The sequence below is a fragment of the Sphingomonas sp. NFR15 genome (assembly GCF_900103265.1).
Lineage (GTDB): Bacteria > Pseudomonadota > Alphaproteobacteria > Sphingomonadales > Sphingomonadaceae > Sphingomonas > Sphingomonas pollutisoli.
The window spans coordinates 293237-309172 of sequence record NZ_FMWX01000003.1; the positions used below are offsets into that span (position 1 = coordinate 293237).

The following is a 15936-nucleotide window of genomic DNA, read 5'->3' on the forward strand; positions in this document are numbered from 1 at the left end:
GAGCTGGAGCGGCATGTCGCGGCTCCACGCGATTCTGAAGGCGGCCGAGGGACATCTTACGGCTCAAGGACTTTTGCCATGATCCAGGACCAGCGCACCTATCTCGCCGAACACGGCATGTACCGTCCCGAGTTCGAGGGCGACGCCTGCGGCGTCGGTCTCGTCGCGGCGACCGACGGCAAGCCGTCGCGTCGGGTCGTCCAGTCCGCGATCGATGCCCTCAAGGCGGTGTGGCATCGCGGTGCGGTCGATGCCGATGGCAAGACCGGCGACGGTGCCGGGCTGCACGTCGATCTGCCCGCCAAGTTCTTCGACGATGCCGTGACGGCTTCGGGGCACCGGATGCGCCCCAACCGGCTCGGCGTCGGCATGATCTTCCTGCCGCGCACCGATCTCGGCGCGCAGGAGGCGTGCCGCACGATCGTCGAGAGCGCGATCATCGAGCAGGGCTATACGATCTACGGCTGGCGGCAGGTGCCGGTCGACGTGTCGGTGATCGGCGTCAAGGCGCAGGCGACCCGCCCCGAGATCGAGCAGATCATGATCGCCGGGCCGATGCCCGACGCGCAAAGCGCCGCCGAGTTCGAGAAGGATCTCTATCTCGTCCGTCGGCGGATCGAGAAGCGCGTGATCGAAGCGCAGATCAACGGCTTCTACATCTGCTCGCTGTCGTGCCGCTCGATCATCTACAAGGGGCTGTTCCTCGCCGAGAGCCTTTCGGTGTTCTACCCCGATCTGACCGACCAGCGTTTCGAGAGCCGCGTCGCGATCTTCCACCAGCGCTATTCGACCAACACCTTCCCGCAATGGTGGCTGGCGCAGCCGTTCCGGTGTCTCGCGCATAACGGCGAGATCAACACGATCCGCGGCAACAAGAACTGGATGAAGAGCCACGAGATCAAGATGGCCGCCAACGCGTTCGGCGAGCATTCGGAGGACATCAAGCCGGTGATCCCGGCCGGCGCCTCGGACACCGCCGCGCTCGACGCGACCTTCGAGGCGATCGTGCGCTCGGGCCGCGACGCGCCGACCGCCAAGCTGATGCTCGTCCCCGAGGCGTGGGGGCCGAAGGGCGAGATGCCGCGCGCGCACCTCGACATGTACAAATATTTCGCGAGCGTGATGGAGCCGTGGGACGGTCCCGCCGCGCTGGCGATGACCGATGGCCGCTGGGCGGTGGCGGGCGTCGATCGCAACGCGCTGCGCCCCTTGCGCTACACGCGCACCTCGGACGGCCTGCTGATCGTCGGTTCGGAAAGCGGCATGGTGGTCGTGCCCGAATCGACCGTGGTCGAGAAGGGCCGGATGGGGCCGGGCCAGATGATCGCGGTCGATCTCGATGAAGGCAAGGTGTTCACCGATCACGCGATCAAGGACCAGATCGCAAGCGAGGCCGATTATGGCGCGATGATCGGCAATTTCATTGCGGTCGCCGATCTGCCGCCCGCCCCGCCCGAGGCGACGACGCGGTTCGATCGCGCCGACCTCACCCGCCGGCAAGTAGCCGCCGGGCAGACGCTCGAGGATATGGAACTGATCCTGTCGCCGATGGTCGAGGGCGGCAAGGAAGCGATCGGCTCGATGGGCGACGATACGCCGCTTGCGGTCATTTCGGACAAGCCACGTCTCATCAGCCAGTTCTTCCGGCAGAATTTCAGCCAGGTCACCAACCCGCCGATCGATCCGTTGCGCGAGCGCCACGTCATGTCGCTCAAGACGCGGTTCGGCAATCTCGCCAACATCCTCGACACCGAGGATCGTCGGGACGGCGTGCTCGTGCTCGAATCGCCGGTGCTGACCGGGGAGGACTGGGCGCGGCTGAAGGCGCATTTCGGCGCGCAGGCGGCCGAAATCGACTGCACCTTCGCGACCGGCGGCGGCCCCGAGACGCTGCGCGCGGCGATCACCCGCATTCGTGCCGAGGCCGAACAGGCGGTGCGCGAGGGCAAGAGCGAACTGTTCCTCAGCGACCGCAACATCGGACCCGATCGCGTCGGCATCGCGGGCGTGCTGGCGGCGGCGGCGGTGCATACGCATCTGGTCCGGCGCGGTCTGCGCTCCTATGCGAGCATCAACATCCAGACCGCCGAATGCCTCGACACGCATTATTACGCGGTGCTGATCGGCGTCGGCGCGACCACGGTGCATGCTTATCTCGCCGAAGCGGCGATCGTCGACCGGTTCGAACGCGGGCTGTTCGGCGATCTCACGCTCGCCGACTGCCTCGCCAACCACGTCCATGCGATCAACGAGGGGCTGCTCAAGATCATGTCGAAGATGGGGATCGCGGTGATCTCCAGCTATCGCGGCGGCTATAATTTCGAGGCGGTTGGACTGTCGCGCAGCCTCGTCAACGATTTCTTCCCCGGCATGCCTGCGAAGATCTCGGGCGAAGGCTATGCGTCGCTCCATCTCAATGCGAAGCTGCGGCATGAGGCCGCGTTCGATAGCGCGGTCGTCACGCTGCCGATCGGCGGCTTCTACCGCCAGCGCCACACCGGCGAGACGCACGCCTATTCGGCGCAGTTGATGCACCTGCTGCAATCGGCGGTCGGGTCAGACAGCTATTCGACCTATCTGCAATTCTCGCGTGGGGTCGAGGCGCTGCCGCCGGTCTATCTGCGCGATCTGCTCCAGTTCAACTACCCGGACGAGGGCGTTCCGGTCGATCAGGTCGAGGCGATCACCGAGATCCGCAAGCGCTTCGTCACGCCGGGCATGTCGCTCGGCGCGCTCAGCCCCGAGGCGCACGAGACGCTGGCGATCGCGATGAACCGGATTGGCGCCAAGGCGGTGTCGGGCGAGGGCGGCGAGGACAAGTCGCGCTACACGCCCTATGCGAACGGCGACAACGCCAATTCCGGCGTCAAGCAGATCGCCTCGGGCCGGTTCGGCGTGACCGCCGAATATCTCAACGCCTGCGACGAGATCGAGATCAAGGTCGCGCAAGGTGCGAAACCCGGTGAGGGCGGGCAGTTGCCCGGCTTCAAGGTGACCGAGTTCATCGCCAAGCTGCGCCATGCGACGCCGGGCGTGATGCTGATCTCGCCGCCGCCGCACCATGACATCTATTCGATCGAGGATCTCGCGCAGCTCATCTACGATCTAAAGCAGATCAACCCGATCGCGCGGGTGTGCGTGAAGCTCGTCTCCTCGGCGGGCATCGGCACCGTAGCGGCGGGCGTCGCCAAGGCGCATGCCGACGTCATCCTCGTTTCGGGGCATGTCGGCGGCACCGGCGCCTCCCCGCAGACCAGCATCAAATATGCCGGTACGCCGTGGGAGATGGGGCTCAGCGAGGTCAACCAGACGCTCACGCTCAACGGCTTGCGCGGCCGCATCAAGCTGCGCGCCGACGGCGGGCTCAAGACCGGGCGCGACATCGTCATCGCCGCGATCCTCGGCGCGGAGGAGTTCGGCATCGGCACGCTGTCGCTGGTGGCGATGGGCTGCATCATGGTGCGGCAATGCCATTCGAACACCTGCCCGGTCGGCGTCTGCGTTCAGGACGAGCGGCTGCGCGCCAAGTTCACCGGCACGCCCGAGAAGGTCATCAACCTGATGACCTTCATCGCCGAGGAGGTGCGCGACATCCTCGCCCGGCTCGGCGTCAAGAGCCTCGACGAGGTGATCGGCCGCACCGAGCTGCTCCGCCAGGTCAGCCGTGGTGCCGAACATCTCGACGACCTCGATCTCAACCCGATTCTCGCCAAGGTCGATGCGTCGGACTATGAGCGGCGTTTCAGCCTCAACACCTTCCGCAACGAGGTGCCCGACAGCCTCGACGCGCAGATCATCAAGGATGCCGGCGCGGTCTTCTCGCGCCGCGAGAAGATGCAACTCACCTATTCGGTGCGCAACACGCACCGCGCGGTCGGCACGAGGCTGTCGAGCGAGATCACCCGCGCCTATGGCATGGACGCGCTCGCGGACGGGCACGTTCATATCCGGCTGCGCGGATCGGCGGGGCAGAGCCTTGGTGCCTTCTTGTGCAAGGGCATCACGCTCGAAGTGTTCGGCGACGCCAATGATTATGTCGGCAAGGGGTTGTCGGGCGGGATCATCGCGCTGCGCCCGGTCGTGTCCTCGCCGCTCAAATCGAACGAGAACACGATCATCGGCAACACCGTTCTGTACGGCGCGACCTCCGGCAAGCTCTACGCGGCGGGTCAGGCGGGCGAGCGCTTCGCGGTGCGCAATTCGGGCGCCACCGTGGTGGTGGAAGGCTGCGGCGCGAACGGCTGCGAATATATGACCGGCGGCATGGCGGTCGTGCTCGGGCCGGTGGGTGCCAATTTCGGTGCCGGCATGACCGGCGGCATGGCGTTCGTCTATGATCCCGATGCGAGCTTCGCGCGCCGCGCCAACCCGGAAAACATCACCTGGAACCGCCTGTCCTCCTCGCATTGGGAATCGGTTTTGCTGAGCCACGTGCGGGCGCACCACGCCGCGACCGACAGCAAATGGTCGGGCGCTTTGCTCGACGATTGGGGGCGGGTGATCGAGCACTTCTGGCAGGTCGTGCCCAAGGAGATGCTCTCGCGCCTCAGCCATCCGCTCGATGACCGGGAGGCCCTGGAAGCAGCCGAATAAAAGTCATTGACCGGCAGATCGCATGAGATCATCCTCCCTTCATCATCTCTGGGGGATGATTTCATGCGCTGGCTCTTCGTGTTGCTTGCCATGTCTCTGGCTCTATTGTTTGCCGGCAACGGCGTTGCGGCGCAATCGGCGCCGGCTTATCCCCAGAGCGACTCGCAAGCCTCGGCGTCTGCGGCCGGCGCCGCGCCGGTCGAAGCGGATCCGCCCGTTCCCGTCACGGCGGGCGATGCGGAGCGGGACGCCCTTCAGCGCACGATCGCGCGGCAAGGCGTGTTGATCGACAACCAGAAGGCGCTGATCGCCGCGCTGAAATCCAAGCTGGCCGCCGCGAAGCGGAAATGCCGGTGAACGCCGGGGCTGACCCTGCCGATCCGGACATAGTAGCGCTGCAGGCGAGCGTCGATAACGCCACCAATGCGCTCGAGGCGGCGGCCGTGACGGCGACGTCCGGCCACACTCAGGCCCCGCCCAAGGTCTGGTGGAACACCCAGAACGCGATGACGATCAGCAGCGCGGTGCTGCTGTTCGGCGTCGTGGTGATCGCTTTGGCGGCGTTCACGGCCCCTAAGGAAACCTCGGTCGAAGGGCGGCTGCGCTTCTTCGGCACGATCATGATCATCACGATGGCGACCTTCCTCGTCGTCGCCGGCTATGACGACAAGCAGATCGCCGCGCCGCTGGGGCTGCTCGGCACGATCGTCGGATATCTGCTTGGCCGCGAGACCTCCACGCGCCCGCCCGATCCCGAACCGGCGACTCTGCCGGACGAGGATCCGCCGCAACGCGCCGGGGAATAACCGGTCTTGCGCCCGGCGAGCGCGCGGCTACACCGGCGCCATGTGGCAACTCTACCAATTTCCGCTCTGTCCGTTCTCGCGCAAGGTCCGTCTGTTGCTGGGCGAGAAGGGCGTCGGTTACGAACTGGTGCGCGAAGCGCCATGGGCCCGGCGTGACGAATTCATCGACATGAACCCCGCCGGCCAGGTGCCGGTGATGACCGACCAGACGCGAAATCTGCTGCTGATCGATTCGATGGCGATCTGCGAATATTTCGAGGAGACGATCGACAAGAGCGCGATGATCTCCGGCTCGGCCGCGTATCGCGCCGAGATTCGCCGGCAGGTCGCGTGGTTCGATGCGCAATTCTTCGCCGACGTGACGGCGCCGCTGCTGCATGAGCGGATGGAGAAGCGGCTCGTCACGCGCGCCGCGCCCGATTCGAAGGTATTGCGCGAGGCGATGCGCGCGGCGGTGCGGCATCTCGACTATACCGATTACCTGCTCGACCATAACAACTGGATGGCGGGATCGACGATGACGCTCGCCGATCTCGCGGCGGCGGCGCATATCTCGGTGGTCGATTATCTCGGCGGGATCGACTGGAAGAACCATGAGCAGACCGCGCGCTGGTATCGCGGATTGAAGAGCCGCCCGAGCTTCCGCCCGCTTCTGTCCGAGCGGATGGACGGCATCCAGCCGACCTCGCATTACGACGATCCGGATTTCTAGAAGGGCGAGCGCGCCATGCACGTAACCCATGATCTCGCCGCCGGGGCATCACCGGTCATCGGCTTCGACGATTTCCTCAAGGTCGATATCCGCGTCGGCACCATCGTCGAGGCGCTGCCCTTCCCCGAGGCGCGCAAGCCGGCCTTCAAACTGGTGATCGATTTCGGGCCAGTGATCGGCCTTAAAAAATCTTCCGCGCAGATCACCGAACATTACACGCTGGCCGATCTCCCCGGCCAGCAGGTCGCCGCGGTCGTCAACTTCCCGCCGCGTCAGATCGGCAAGGTCATGTCCGAAGTGCTGACGCTGGGCTTTCCCGATGCGGAGGGGAAAGTGGTGCTGGTCACGCCGAGCGCGGGCGTGCCCAACGGCGGACGGCTGTTTTAATTCGCGCAGAGGCGCCGCTACGGTCCTCTCGTGACGTTCGTGACGCGGCCTTCCTATACGCCCTCGTCGCGCCTCCGCGCCTCCGCGTGAAATCTTCTTGTGTTCACGCGGAGGCGCGGAGGCGCAGAGTTTGATCGGGCGCTTCGCGCGAAGTGCCTGCGCCCCTATTGCGCGAGGCTCTTCGATGCCTGCTCAAACATGTCCTTCGACAAGCCCGGCGTGGCGAGAATACGCTCCAGCTCCGCCCGCATCAGCGCCGCGCGGCCGGCATCGTAGCGCCGCCACCGGCCGAGCGGCGGCAGCAGCTTGGCGGCGGTCTGCGGGTTCAGTTTGTCGAGCGCGATCAATTGATCGGCGACGAAGCGGTAGCCGTCGCCCGACGCGGCGTTGAACGCGCGCTGGTTGACGCTGAACGCCCCCACCAGCGACCGCGCGCGATTGGGGTTGGCGAGCGTGAAGTCGCGGTGTCCGGCCAACGCTTCGACCGCCGCGAGCGTGTCGTCGCGCTGCGCCAGTGCCTGCGTCTGGAACCATTTGTCGAGCACCAGCGGATTGTCGCTGTAGCGGTTGTAGAAAATGTCGAGCGCCGCGACCCGCTCGGGCGCATCGCTGCTGACGAGCGTGGTGAGCGCGCCCTGTCGGTCGGTCATATTGTCGGCCGCCTCGAACTGCGCGAAGGCGAGCGCCCCCGCGTCCGTCGCGCCGCTCGCGGCGATATAGCCGAGCGCGACCGTCTTGATCCGCCGCAGCCCCTTCGCCGCCGGCGAATAGACATAGCCGCCCTCCGCCGTGGCTTCCGCATAGGCAGCGCGCCATTTCGGCTCCAGCGCGCGGCCGATCTCGCGGCGCAGCGCCTCGCGCGCGCCGAAGATCGCCTCGGGGTCGACCACCGCCATCTGATCGCCGATGAAGCTTTCCGACGGCAGCAACACCGCCTCGGCGACGAAGGCGGGGTCGAGCGCGGCATTGTCGAGCGTGGTCTCGATCGCGGCGATCACCGCCGCCTGATCGCCGCGCATACCGCCCGCGGCCGCGACGAGCGTGTCGAGCATGAGCTGTTGCATCGCCTCGTAGCGCGCGAACGGGTCGTCATCGTGCGCCGACAGGAAGGCGAGGTCGGCCGCGCTGCGATCGGTCTCGATGATGACGGGGGCGGAGAAGCCGCGGTTGATCGACAGCACCGGCCGCTCGGTGACGGTCTCGAACACGATCTCGGCGGTGTCGTCCTCCAGCAGCAGCAATCGCTCGTCGCTGAGCGCGCGCGCGGTGTCGGCCCCGAACAGCTTCAGCCGGAGCGGCAACACCATCGGCGCCTTGGTCGGCTGGCCGGGCGTGGGCGGCACCGTCTGGCTCAGCGTCAGTGTCGCGCGGCCGCCGCCGACATCATGCGCCAGCGCCGCCTTCACGCGCGGGGTGCCGGCCTGCGCATACCAGCGGCGGAAGCGGGTCAGGTCGATCCCGCTCGCCTCCTCAAGCGAGGCGACGAAGTCCTCGCAGGTCGCCGCCGTTCCGTCGAACCGCTCGAAATACAGGTCGGTGCCCGCGCGGAACGCCCGTTCCCCGAGGATCGTCGCGAGCATGCGGATGACTTCCGCGCCCTTGTTGTAGATCGTCGCGGTGTAGAAGTTGGAGATTTCCTGATATTCGTCGGGCCGGATCGGGTGCGCGAGCGGGCCGGCGTCCTCGGGGAATTGCGCGGCGCGAAGCCCCCGCACATCCTCGATCCGCTTGACCGCAGCCGAGCCTTGATCCGCCGAAAAGCCCTGGTCGCGATAAACGGTGAAGCCTTCCTTCAGGCTGAGCTGGAACCAGTCGCGGCAGGTCACCCGATTGCCCGACCAATTGTGGAAATATTCGTGCGCGACCACGGCGGCGATCGCGTCGAAATCGTAATCGGTCGCGGTGTCGGGGTCGGCGAGGATGTAGCGGCTGTTGAAGACGTTGAGCCCCTTGTTCTCCATCGCGCCGAAGTTGAAATCATCGACCGCGACGATGTTGAACACGTCGAGGTCGTACTCGCGGCCATAGACGCGCTCGTCCCACGCCATCGAGGTCTTGAGCGCCTCCAGCGCATGGTGCGTCTTGGGGAGATCGGCGGCGCGCACCCAGATGCCGAGCTGGACGGTGCGGCCCGATTGCGTGACGAAGGTGCCCGAATTGCAGGCGAGATCGCCGGCCACCAGCGCGAACAAATAGCAAGGCTTGGGGAACGGATCGTTCCACTCGGCCCAGTGCCGCCCGCCTTCGAGATCGCCCTGTGCGACCGGATCGCCATTGGCGAGCAGCACCGGGTACCGCGCCTTGTCCGCCGTCATCCGCACGCTGTAGCGGCTCAGCACGTCGGGCCGGTCGGGGAAATAGGTGATGCGGCGAAAGCCCTCCGCCTCGCATTGCGTGCACAGGATGCCGCCCGAGGCGTACAGCCCCATCAATTGCGTGTTGCGGTCGGGCGCGATCTCGACTTCGGTTTCGACCACATGCGCGTCTCCGGTGAGCGGGAGGACGAGAGTGTCGTTTTCCAGCGTCCAGTCGTTGACCGCGACCCCATCCACCCTCACCGACAGCAAGGCTTGGCCGGCGCCGTCGAGCCGCAGCGGACCCGATCCGGCATCGCGCTCGACCGAGAGCGTCGCGCGCACGCGCGTCGCCTCGGGCGCAAGGTCGAAATCGAGCGCGATGTCCGGCACGCGCCACTCGGGCGGCGTGTAGTCGGCGCGGCGGGTGACATGCGGCTGGGCGGTGGCGGTCTGAATATCGAGCATGCCAAGCGATGTAAGGGGGCGTATCGCGCCGTGCCACACAAATCGCCGCCCTTTGCGCGGGTCTGCGGGCGTGATACCGCGCGTGACATGGGTATCGGCGTGGCGGGCAGATGGATGGCGGGGGTGGCGCTGGCGCTCGTCGCGGCGGGCGTGGCGCGGGCTGACAACGCCCCGCAGGCCGTCGCGCCGTCCCCGGTCCAGCTTCCCGACGATCAGGCGGCGATGAAGGCGCATGTTATGTTTCTCGCCTCCGACGCGCTGCGCGGGCGCGAGGCGGGCACCCCCGAGTATCGGATCGCCGCCGAATATGTCGCCGCGCGCTTCTTCGCCGCCGGGCTGCGGCCAGCGGGGGACAAGGGGGGGTATCTCCAGAGCGTGCCGCTGCTGCGGTACCAACCTGCCGATCACGGCGATCTGGTGGTGACGGCGAAGGGCGGCGCGCCGGTGCCGTTGCTGTTCGGCAAGGACTTCGTGCCCGGCGCGGTGCCCGGCAAGCCGGTGTTCGCGCTCGACGCCCCGGTCGTGTTCGTCGGCCAGGGCATCGTCGCACCCAAATACAAGCGCAACGATTATGCCGGCGTCGATGTGCGCGGCAAGATCGTCGCCTTCCTCGCGGAGACGCCGGCGAACTTCCAGAGCGAGGAGCGCGCGCATTTCGCCAGCCCGGCGAGCCGCACCGCGATCGCCGCCGATCGCGGTGCGGTCGGGGCGATCATGATCGAACCCGGCAGCGTCAGCGAGGCGCGGTGGGACCGCGCGCGCATGACCTGGGCCTATCCGGACGGCACCGGGCAGATCGCCGGCGTGCCGCTCATCGCGACCGTCAGCGGCGCCGGCGCGGCCAAGCTGTTCGCGCACGCGCGCACGCCGTGGGACAAGATCGCGCCGCGTGCCGACGATCCGACCGCGACGTTCAAGGCCGAGCAACTCCCCGTGATCCTGACGGCGGCGCTCAAGACGCTGTCCGAGCCGCTCGAAAGCTACAATGTCGGCGGGCTGCTGCCGGGCACCGACCCGTCGCTGTCGCGCGAGGTGGTGGTGCTGTCGGCGCATCTCGATCATCTCGGCGTGGGCCTGCCGGTCAACGGTGATGCGATCTACAACGGCGCGCAGGACAATGCGGTCGGCATCGCCGCGCTGATCGAGGCGGCGAAGCGCTTCCGCACCAGCGACATGCCGACGCGGCGTTCGATCCTGTTCCTCGCGACAACGGCCGAAGAGGAAGGGCTGGTCGGTTCCGACTTCTTCGCGCGCCACCCGCCGGTGCCCGCGTCGCGGATCGTCGCCGACGTGAATTTCGACATGCCGATCCTCTCCTATCCGTTTCAAGACATGACGGTGTTCGGCGCGGATCGCTCGACGCTCGGGCCGATCGTCGCGCAGGCGGTGGCGGCGCTCGGCGTCACCATGTCGACCGATCCCGATCCGGGGGAGGGCTTCTTCGTGCGGTCCGACCATTACCGGTTCGTCCAGCAGGGCATCCCATCGGTATTCCTGTGGCCGGGCCAGGCGGGGCCGGGCAAGGCGGCGTTCGAGGATTTCATGAAACACCGGTATCACCAGCCCTCCGACGACCTCTCGCAACCGATCGACTGGGCGCAGGGGTTGCGTTTCGTCGCGGCCAATACGGCGATCACCCGCGCGATCGCCGACGCGCCCGAGCGGCCACGCTGGACCAAGGGCGATTTCTTCGGGCTGCTCTACGACGGCCCGGGCGCGAAATAGCGCGTGCGGCTGTTCGTCTTCGGGCTCGGCTATACGGCGCAGGCACTCGCACGCCGTCTGCGTGGTGCAGGGTGGCAGGTGACCGGAACCGGGCGCGGCGGTGCGGTCGATTTCGACGATGCCGATGCGGTGCATCGCGCGCTGGCGACCGCGACGCACATCCTCTCCTCGGTGCCGCCGGCGGATGAGCTTGATCCGGTGCTGCAACGACACGGCGATGCGCTGGCTAAAAGTGGCGCGTGGCTGGGCTACCTTTCGTCGACCGGTGTGTACGGCGACGCCGCCGGCGCATGGGTCGATGAGACCGCCCCCATCGGGAGAGGCCGTCGCGTCGCCCGCAGCGAGGCGGACGCGGCGTGGCTGGCGCGCGGGGCGCGGGTATTCCGCTTGCCGGGGATCTACGGCCCCGGCCGTTCGGCGCTGGAGCGCGTCGCCGCCGGCACCGCGCACCGCACCGGCCTCGCCGACCAGGTGTTCAGCCGCGTGCATGTCGATGATATCGTCACCGGCGTGATCGCGGGCTTCGATGCGCCGCCGGGGGCGTACAACCTCGCCGACGATCGTCCGGCGAGCCACGACGACGTCGTTGGCTTCGCCGCGCGCTTGCTCGGACTGCCGCTACCACCGCTGGCCCCGCTCGAGCGCCTCTCGCCGATGGCGCGCGGCTTCTATGCGGAGAACCGGCGGATCGCGACGACCAAGGGCAAGCGGCTGCTCGGCTGGCGCCCGCGCTACCCCGATTACCGCGCCGGCTTGCGCTCGGTCAGCGCGATCAGCAGTCCGGCGATCACCAGCGCGCCGCCCACCATCGACAGCGTCGACCAGCGATAGCCTTCGAACAGCGTCGATAGCGCCATCGCGATCACCGGCACCAGCACGCTCGAATAGGCCGCCTTGGCCGGGCCGATCGCCCGGATCACGCCGTAATAGAGCGGGAAGGCGAGCGCGGACGCGACCATCCCAAGATAGAGCGTCGCCGCCAGATAGGCCGGGGTCGGCGTGATCACCGGCGGCCCGTAGGTCGCCCAGGCGAGCGCACCGTTGATGACCGCGCCGAGCAGCATCGACGCGGCGACCATCGGCAGCATCGGATAGCGCTTGGCCGATCGCGTGCCCTGCATCACGTTGCCGACCGACGCGGCGAGCGTGCCGCCCAGCGTCAGCGCGATCCCCGTCAGCGCCTGCAGCGGCCCGTGCGGATCGACCTGCGCTTCGTGGAGGAACAGCAAGGCGATCCCGCCGATCGCCACCGCCGAGCCCAGCAGCAACTGGCGCCCCAGCCTCTGGCCGAGCAGGAGCCGCCCGAACAGCGCGTTGGGCAGCAGCAGCAGCGCGAACACCACCGCGACCAGCCCCGAGGTGACGTGTTGCTCGGCATGGTAGATGAAGTTGAAGTTGAGGCAGAACTGGAACAGCCCCAGCACCGCGGCGAACCCCCAGCCGCGCGCATCGAGCCGGATCGGCTCCCCGCGCGCGAGCGTATAGGCCAGCATCGTCAGCCCCGCGATCGTGAAGCGGTAGCAGACCGACCAGCCCGGCGGAACCACACCCAATTGGCCGCGAATGACCAGCCAGGTCGATCCCCAGATCAGCGTGACGATCGCGAACGGGATCAGCACGGACACGCGGGCGGCTGGCGGGGCGGATGTCATAAGCCGGCAGTATCGCGGATGCCGGTGCCGGCAAGCCCGATCTGCTTATCGTGTCACAAGGCGTCTTTATGGAAGCGCGGCGATCGCCTCCGCGAGTGGGCTGACCTGTTCCGCGCCGTGGTTCCACGAAGTCACCAGCCGGATCTCGCCGGGCGCCCAATCGTAGAAATCGAAGCCGAGCGCGCGCAGGCTCGCCGCTTCCTCGGTCGTTACCCGCAGGAACACCTCGTTCGCCTCGGCCGGATAGACCAGCCGCGCGCGCCCTGCGTCGGCGAGCAGCCGCGCGGCGGCATTGGCGGCGGCGCCGTTGGCGATCCATAGATCGTCCTCGAGCAGGGCGACGATCTGCGCGGCCAGATAGCGCCCCTTCGACAGCAGCAGCCCGGCGCGCTTGCGGCGGCGCAGCGTGTCGGCGGCGAGGCCGGGCTTGAAGAAGATCAGCGCCTCGGCGGTCATCCCGCCGTTCTTGATGAAGCCGAAGCTCAGCGCGTCCACCCCCGCGCGCCACGTGAGATCCGCAGGCGAACAGCCGAGATGCGCGACCGCATTGGCGAAGCGCGCCCCGTCCATGTGCAGCCCGAGCCCGCGTTCGCGCGCGAGTTCGCCGATCGCGGCGACTTCGGCCGGCGTATAGACCATGCCATATTCGGTCGCGTTGGTGATCGAGATCGCGTGCGGCTGGACGCGGTGAACGTCGTTGGCGATGATGTCGATCACCGCGCGGATGCTGTCGGGGGTCAGCTTGGCGCCGGCGCCCTCGCCGATCATCAGCTTGGCGCCATGCGTGTAGAATTCGGGCGCGCCGCATTCGTCGTTCTGGATATGCGAGTCGCGGTGGCAGACGACGCCGCCGAACGGCGGGCACATCGCCGCCAGCGCGAGGCAATTGGCCGCCGTGCCCGATGGCACCCACAGCGCGCGCACCTCGGTCTCGAACAGATCGGAAAAGCGCGCGTCGAGGCCGCGGCTGAGCGCATCGCCATCATAAGCAGTGTCGAGCGTGTCGTGCGCCGCCATCGCGGCGAACACGGCGGGATGGACCGGGGCGGCATTGTCGGAGAAGAAGCGCATGGCCCGCCCTTGCGGTCTAACGCCGGCGAGCGTCAACCCGGCTCACTCCTCGTCGCCGCGGTCGCGCTCGTCGAAATGGGGCGGTTCGGGCGGCGGCCGCCGGCGATCGTCGCGGTTCGCGGCGCCGAGCGAAATGCTGCCATCCTGGCCGACATGGAGGTGCAGCCCCAGCCCTTCGATGTCACCCCCCACCGGCAGCACCGTATTGTTGCCGTCATCGAGCGCGTCGGGGTCGACCGATGCCGGGATCGCCTCGGGCGGAACCGCCGCGCCGACGCCGAGCGCTTGGGTCATGAACTCTCGCCAGACGCGCGCCGGCACGCCGCCGCCCGACAGGCCGGGGTTGGGGGTGTTGTCGTCATTGCCGACCCACACGCCGACGACGAGATCGTCGGCGAAGCCCATGAACAGCGCGTCGCGATTGTCCTGCGTGGTGCCAGTCTTGCCATAGGTCTTGATCGACAGCGCCGCGCGCCGCCCGGTGCCGGTTTCGGCGGAGGCGGAGAGCAGGTCGAGCATCCCGTCGCGCTCGGCGCGGGTGAGCGCATGCGTGCCGCCGGTCAGCGCGTCATACCAGTGGCGCTCCTCTGGCACCGCCTCCAGACCATGTGGGCGTACCGGATAGCTTTCCGCGGCGATGCCGGCATAGGCTGCGGTCAGTTCGAGCAGCGACACGGTCGACGTGCCGAGCGCGATCGTCGCCTCGTTGGGGATCGGCGTCGAGATGCCGAGGTCGCGCGCCGCCTTGATGACGTTGGCGACGCCGACCTTCTGGATCAGCCGCGCGGCCGCGACGTTGCTCGATTTGGCGAAGGCGCGGCGCAGCGTGATCTGCCCCTCGTAACGGCCGTCGCTGTTCTTCGGACTCCAGTCGCCGATCGTGACGGGTTCGTCGTCGATCATCGTGTCCGGCGTCATGCCGGCGCGCATCGCCGCCAGATATACGAACAGCTTGAACGCCGATCCCGGCTGCCGCCGCGCCTGGGTCGCGCGGTTGAACGGGCTGGCGGCGTAATTCTTGCCACCGACCATCGCGACGACGCGCCCGTCGGGCCGCATCGCCACCAGCGCGACCTGCGCGGTCCTGAGGCCGGCATGCGCGACCGCACGTTCGGCCATGCGTTGCAGCCGGCGATCCAATGTGGTGCGTACCGTCGTCTCGGTGACGATCTCTCCCGCGCGGTCCCGCGCGTCGGGCAGCACCCAATCGGCGAAGTAGGTGCCGTCGGGGAGCGGCTTGATCCGGCTGGCGGAGAGGCGCGCCGGGCCGACATCGGCGGCGGTCGCCTTGTCGATGAAGCCGGCATCGGCCATCGCGCGGACGACGAGCTTCTGCCGGTCCCGCGCGCCTTTTAGGTTGCCGGTGGGCGCCAGCCGCGATGGCGCCTTGACCAGCCCGGCCAGCATCGCCGCCTGGCCGATCGACAGTCTTTCCGGGTCGCGGTTGAAATAATGCCGGGCGGCGGCGCGCAGCCCATAGACGTTGTCGCCGAAATACACGTTGGAGAGATAGCGCGAAAGGATCTGGTCCTTGCTGAGCCACGTCTCGAGCCAGAAGGCGATCATCACCTCGCGAATCTTGCGCGCGGCGGTGCGGTCCGAATCGAGGAAGGCGTTCTTGGCGAGTTGCTGCGTGATCGTGCTGCCGCCTTCGCGCACGCCGCCGCGACCGATATTGTGGAACATCGCGCGCAGGATGCCGCGCGGGTCGATCCCCCAATGCGTGCGGAAACGCCGGTCCTCGATCGCGATGAAGGCGTTGGTGACGTTTTTCGGCAGCTTGGCCGCATCGACCGGCGCGCCGATGATCGCGCCGCGCCGCGCGATCGGCGTGCCATCCTCGGCGAGCAGCGTGACGCTCGGCGGCAGCGGTGGCTGGAGCGATTTGGAGAGCGGCGCGGTGATGGCGAGCCAGCCAACCAGAAGCACGAACACGATGACCAGCGCGCCGAGACCGCGCATGATCCACCGACCCCACGCGACGCGGCGACGCGGCGGCGCGTCGTCGTCATCCAAATCGTCGTCCTGATCCGGCTCCGGCGCGCGGTGGCCGTACGGATCGCGCAGGTCGCGCGGCGGCGGCATGCCGCCGGTCAGTTCGAACGGCGGCTCGCCGTCATTCGCCGCCCCGAAGGGAAAATGCCGCATGCTCACTCCGCGCGGCCCGTGATAAGGCCGGCGTGTGTATTATATAAATATAACACGTCTGGCAAGGTTGCGGCGGCCCG

The 15936-nt window shown here is 67.7% G+C and carries 11 protein-coding genes; 7 read left to right on the forward strand and 4 right to left on the reverse strand.

What is annotated here, in order from left to right; translation table 11 throughout:
* The first annotated feature begins 78 nt into the window (after nucleotides 1–78).
* From gltB to BLS81_RS09460, 5 genes are all read left to right on the forward strand, one after another.
* The gene (gene gltB, locus BLS81_RS09440; protein ID WP_093223336.1) at nucleotides 79–4593 is read left to right on the forward strand and encodes a glutamate synthase large subunit; all 4515 of its coding nucleotides are present in this window, start codon (nucleotides 79–81) and stop codon (nucleotides 4591–4593) included.
* A 63-nt stretch (nucleotides 4594–4656) separates the two neighbouring features.
* Nucleotides 4657–4950 carry a hypothetical protein gene (locus tag BLS81_RS09445; protein WP_093223338.1) on the forward strand — a complete coding sequence of 98 codons (294 nt, stop codon included), beginning with the start codon at nucleotides 4657–4659 and terminating at the stop codon, nucleotides 4948–4950.
* Nucleotides 4947–5399 (forward strand): hypothetical protein, encoded by a 453-nt coding sequence (locus tag BLS81_RS09450; RefSeq protein ID WP_143023341.1) that lies wholly within the window; start codon nucleotides 4947–4949, stop codon nucleotides 5397–5399. The genes BLS81_RS09445 and BLS81_RS09450 overlap by 4 nt, the downstream gene beginning before the upstream one ends.
* A gap of 40 nt (nucleotides 5400–5439) precedes the next feature.
* The gene (locus BLS81_RS09455) at nucleotides 5440–6111 is read left to right on the forward strand and encodes a glutathione S-transferase family protein (RefSeq protein WP_093223341.1); all 672 of its coding nucleotides are present in this window, start codon (nucleotides 5440–5442) and stop codon (nucleotides 6109–6111) included.
* A gap of 15 nt (nucleotides 6112–6126) precedes the next feature.
* Nucleotides 6127–6498 (forward strand): tRNA-binding protein, encoded by a 372-nt coding sequence (locus BLS81_RS09460; protein ID WP_093223342.1) that lies wholly within the window; start codon nucleotides 6127–6129, stop codon nucleotides 6496–6498.
* Between the two features lie 164 nt (nucleotides 6499–6662).
* Here BLS81_RS09460 and pepN read toward each other — a convergent pair whose 3' ends face one another.
* Entirely contained in the window at nucleotides 6663–9260 is a 2598-nt protein-coding gene (gene pepN, locus BLS81_RS09465; RefSeq protein WP_093223344.1) for an aminopeptidase N, read from the reverse strand.
* Nucleotides 9261–9347: 87 nt separating this feature from the next.
* Between pepN and BLS81_RS09470 the strand changes: the two genes are divergently transcribed.
* Together BLS81_RS09470 and BLS81_RS09475 are read left to right on the forward strand one after the other, a co-directional pair.
* Nucleotides 9348–10985, forward strand: a complete 1638-nt coding sequence (locus BLS81_RS09470) for a M28 family metallopeptidase (protein ID WP_093223346.1) — start codon at nucleotides 9348–9350, stop codon at nucleotides 10983–10985.
* A gap of 3 nt (nucleotides 10986–10988) precedes the next feature.
* On the forward strand, nucleotides 10989–11816 hold the full coding sequence (locus BLS81_RS09475) for a Rossmann-fold NAD(P)-binding domain-containing protein (RefSeq protein ID WP_093223347.1): 828 nt from the start codon (nucleotides 10989–10991) through the stop codon (nucleotides 11814–11816).
* On the opposite strand, the gene BLS81_RS09480 is transcribed toward BLS81_RS09475, so the two are convergent.
* From BLS81_RS09480 to BLS81_RS09490, 3 genes are all read right to left on the reverse strand, one after another.
* Nucleotides 11726–12637 carry a DMT family transporter gene (locus BLS81_RS09480; protein ID WP_093223349.1) on the reverse strand — a complete coding sequence of 304 codons (912 nt, stop codon included), beginning with the start codon at nucleotides 12635–12637 and terminating at the stop codon, nucleotides 11726–11728. The two genes, BLS81_RS09475 and BLS81_RS09480, sit on opposite strands and share 91 nt — an antisense overlap.
* 66 nt (nucleotides 12638–12703) lie before the next feature.
* A complete protein-coding gene (locus BLS81_RS09485; protein ID WP_093223351.1) occupies nucleotides 12704–13708 on the reverse strand; it encodes a threonine aldolase family protein in 1005 nt (334 codons plus the stop codon).
* 42 nt (nucleotides 13709–13750) lie between these two features.
* Nucleotides 13751–15856: a transglycosylase domain-containing protein gene (locus BLS81_RS09490; RefSeq protein ID WP_093223352.1), complete on the reverse strand. Its 2106-nt coding sequence runs from the start codon at nucleotides 15854–15856 to the stop codon at nucleotides 13751–13753.
* Nucleotides 15857–15936: the final 80 nt, after the last annotated feature.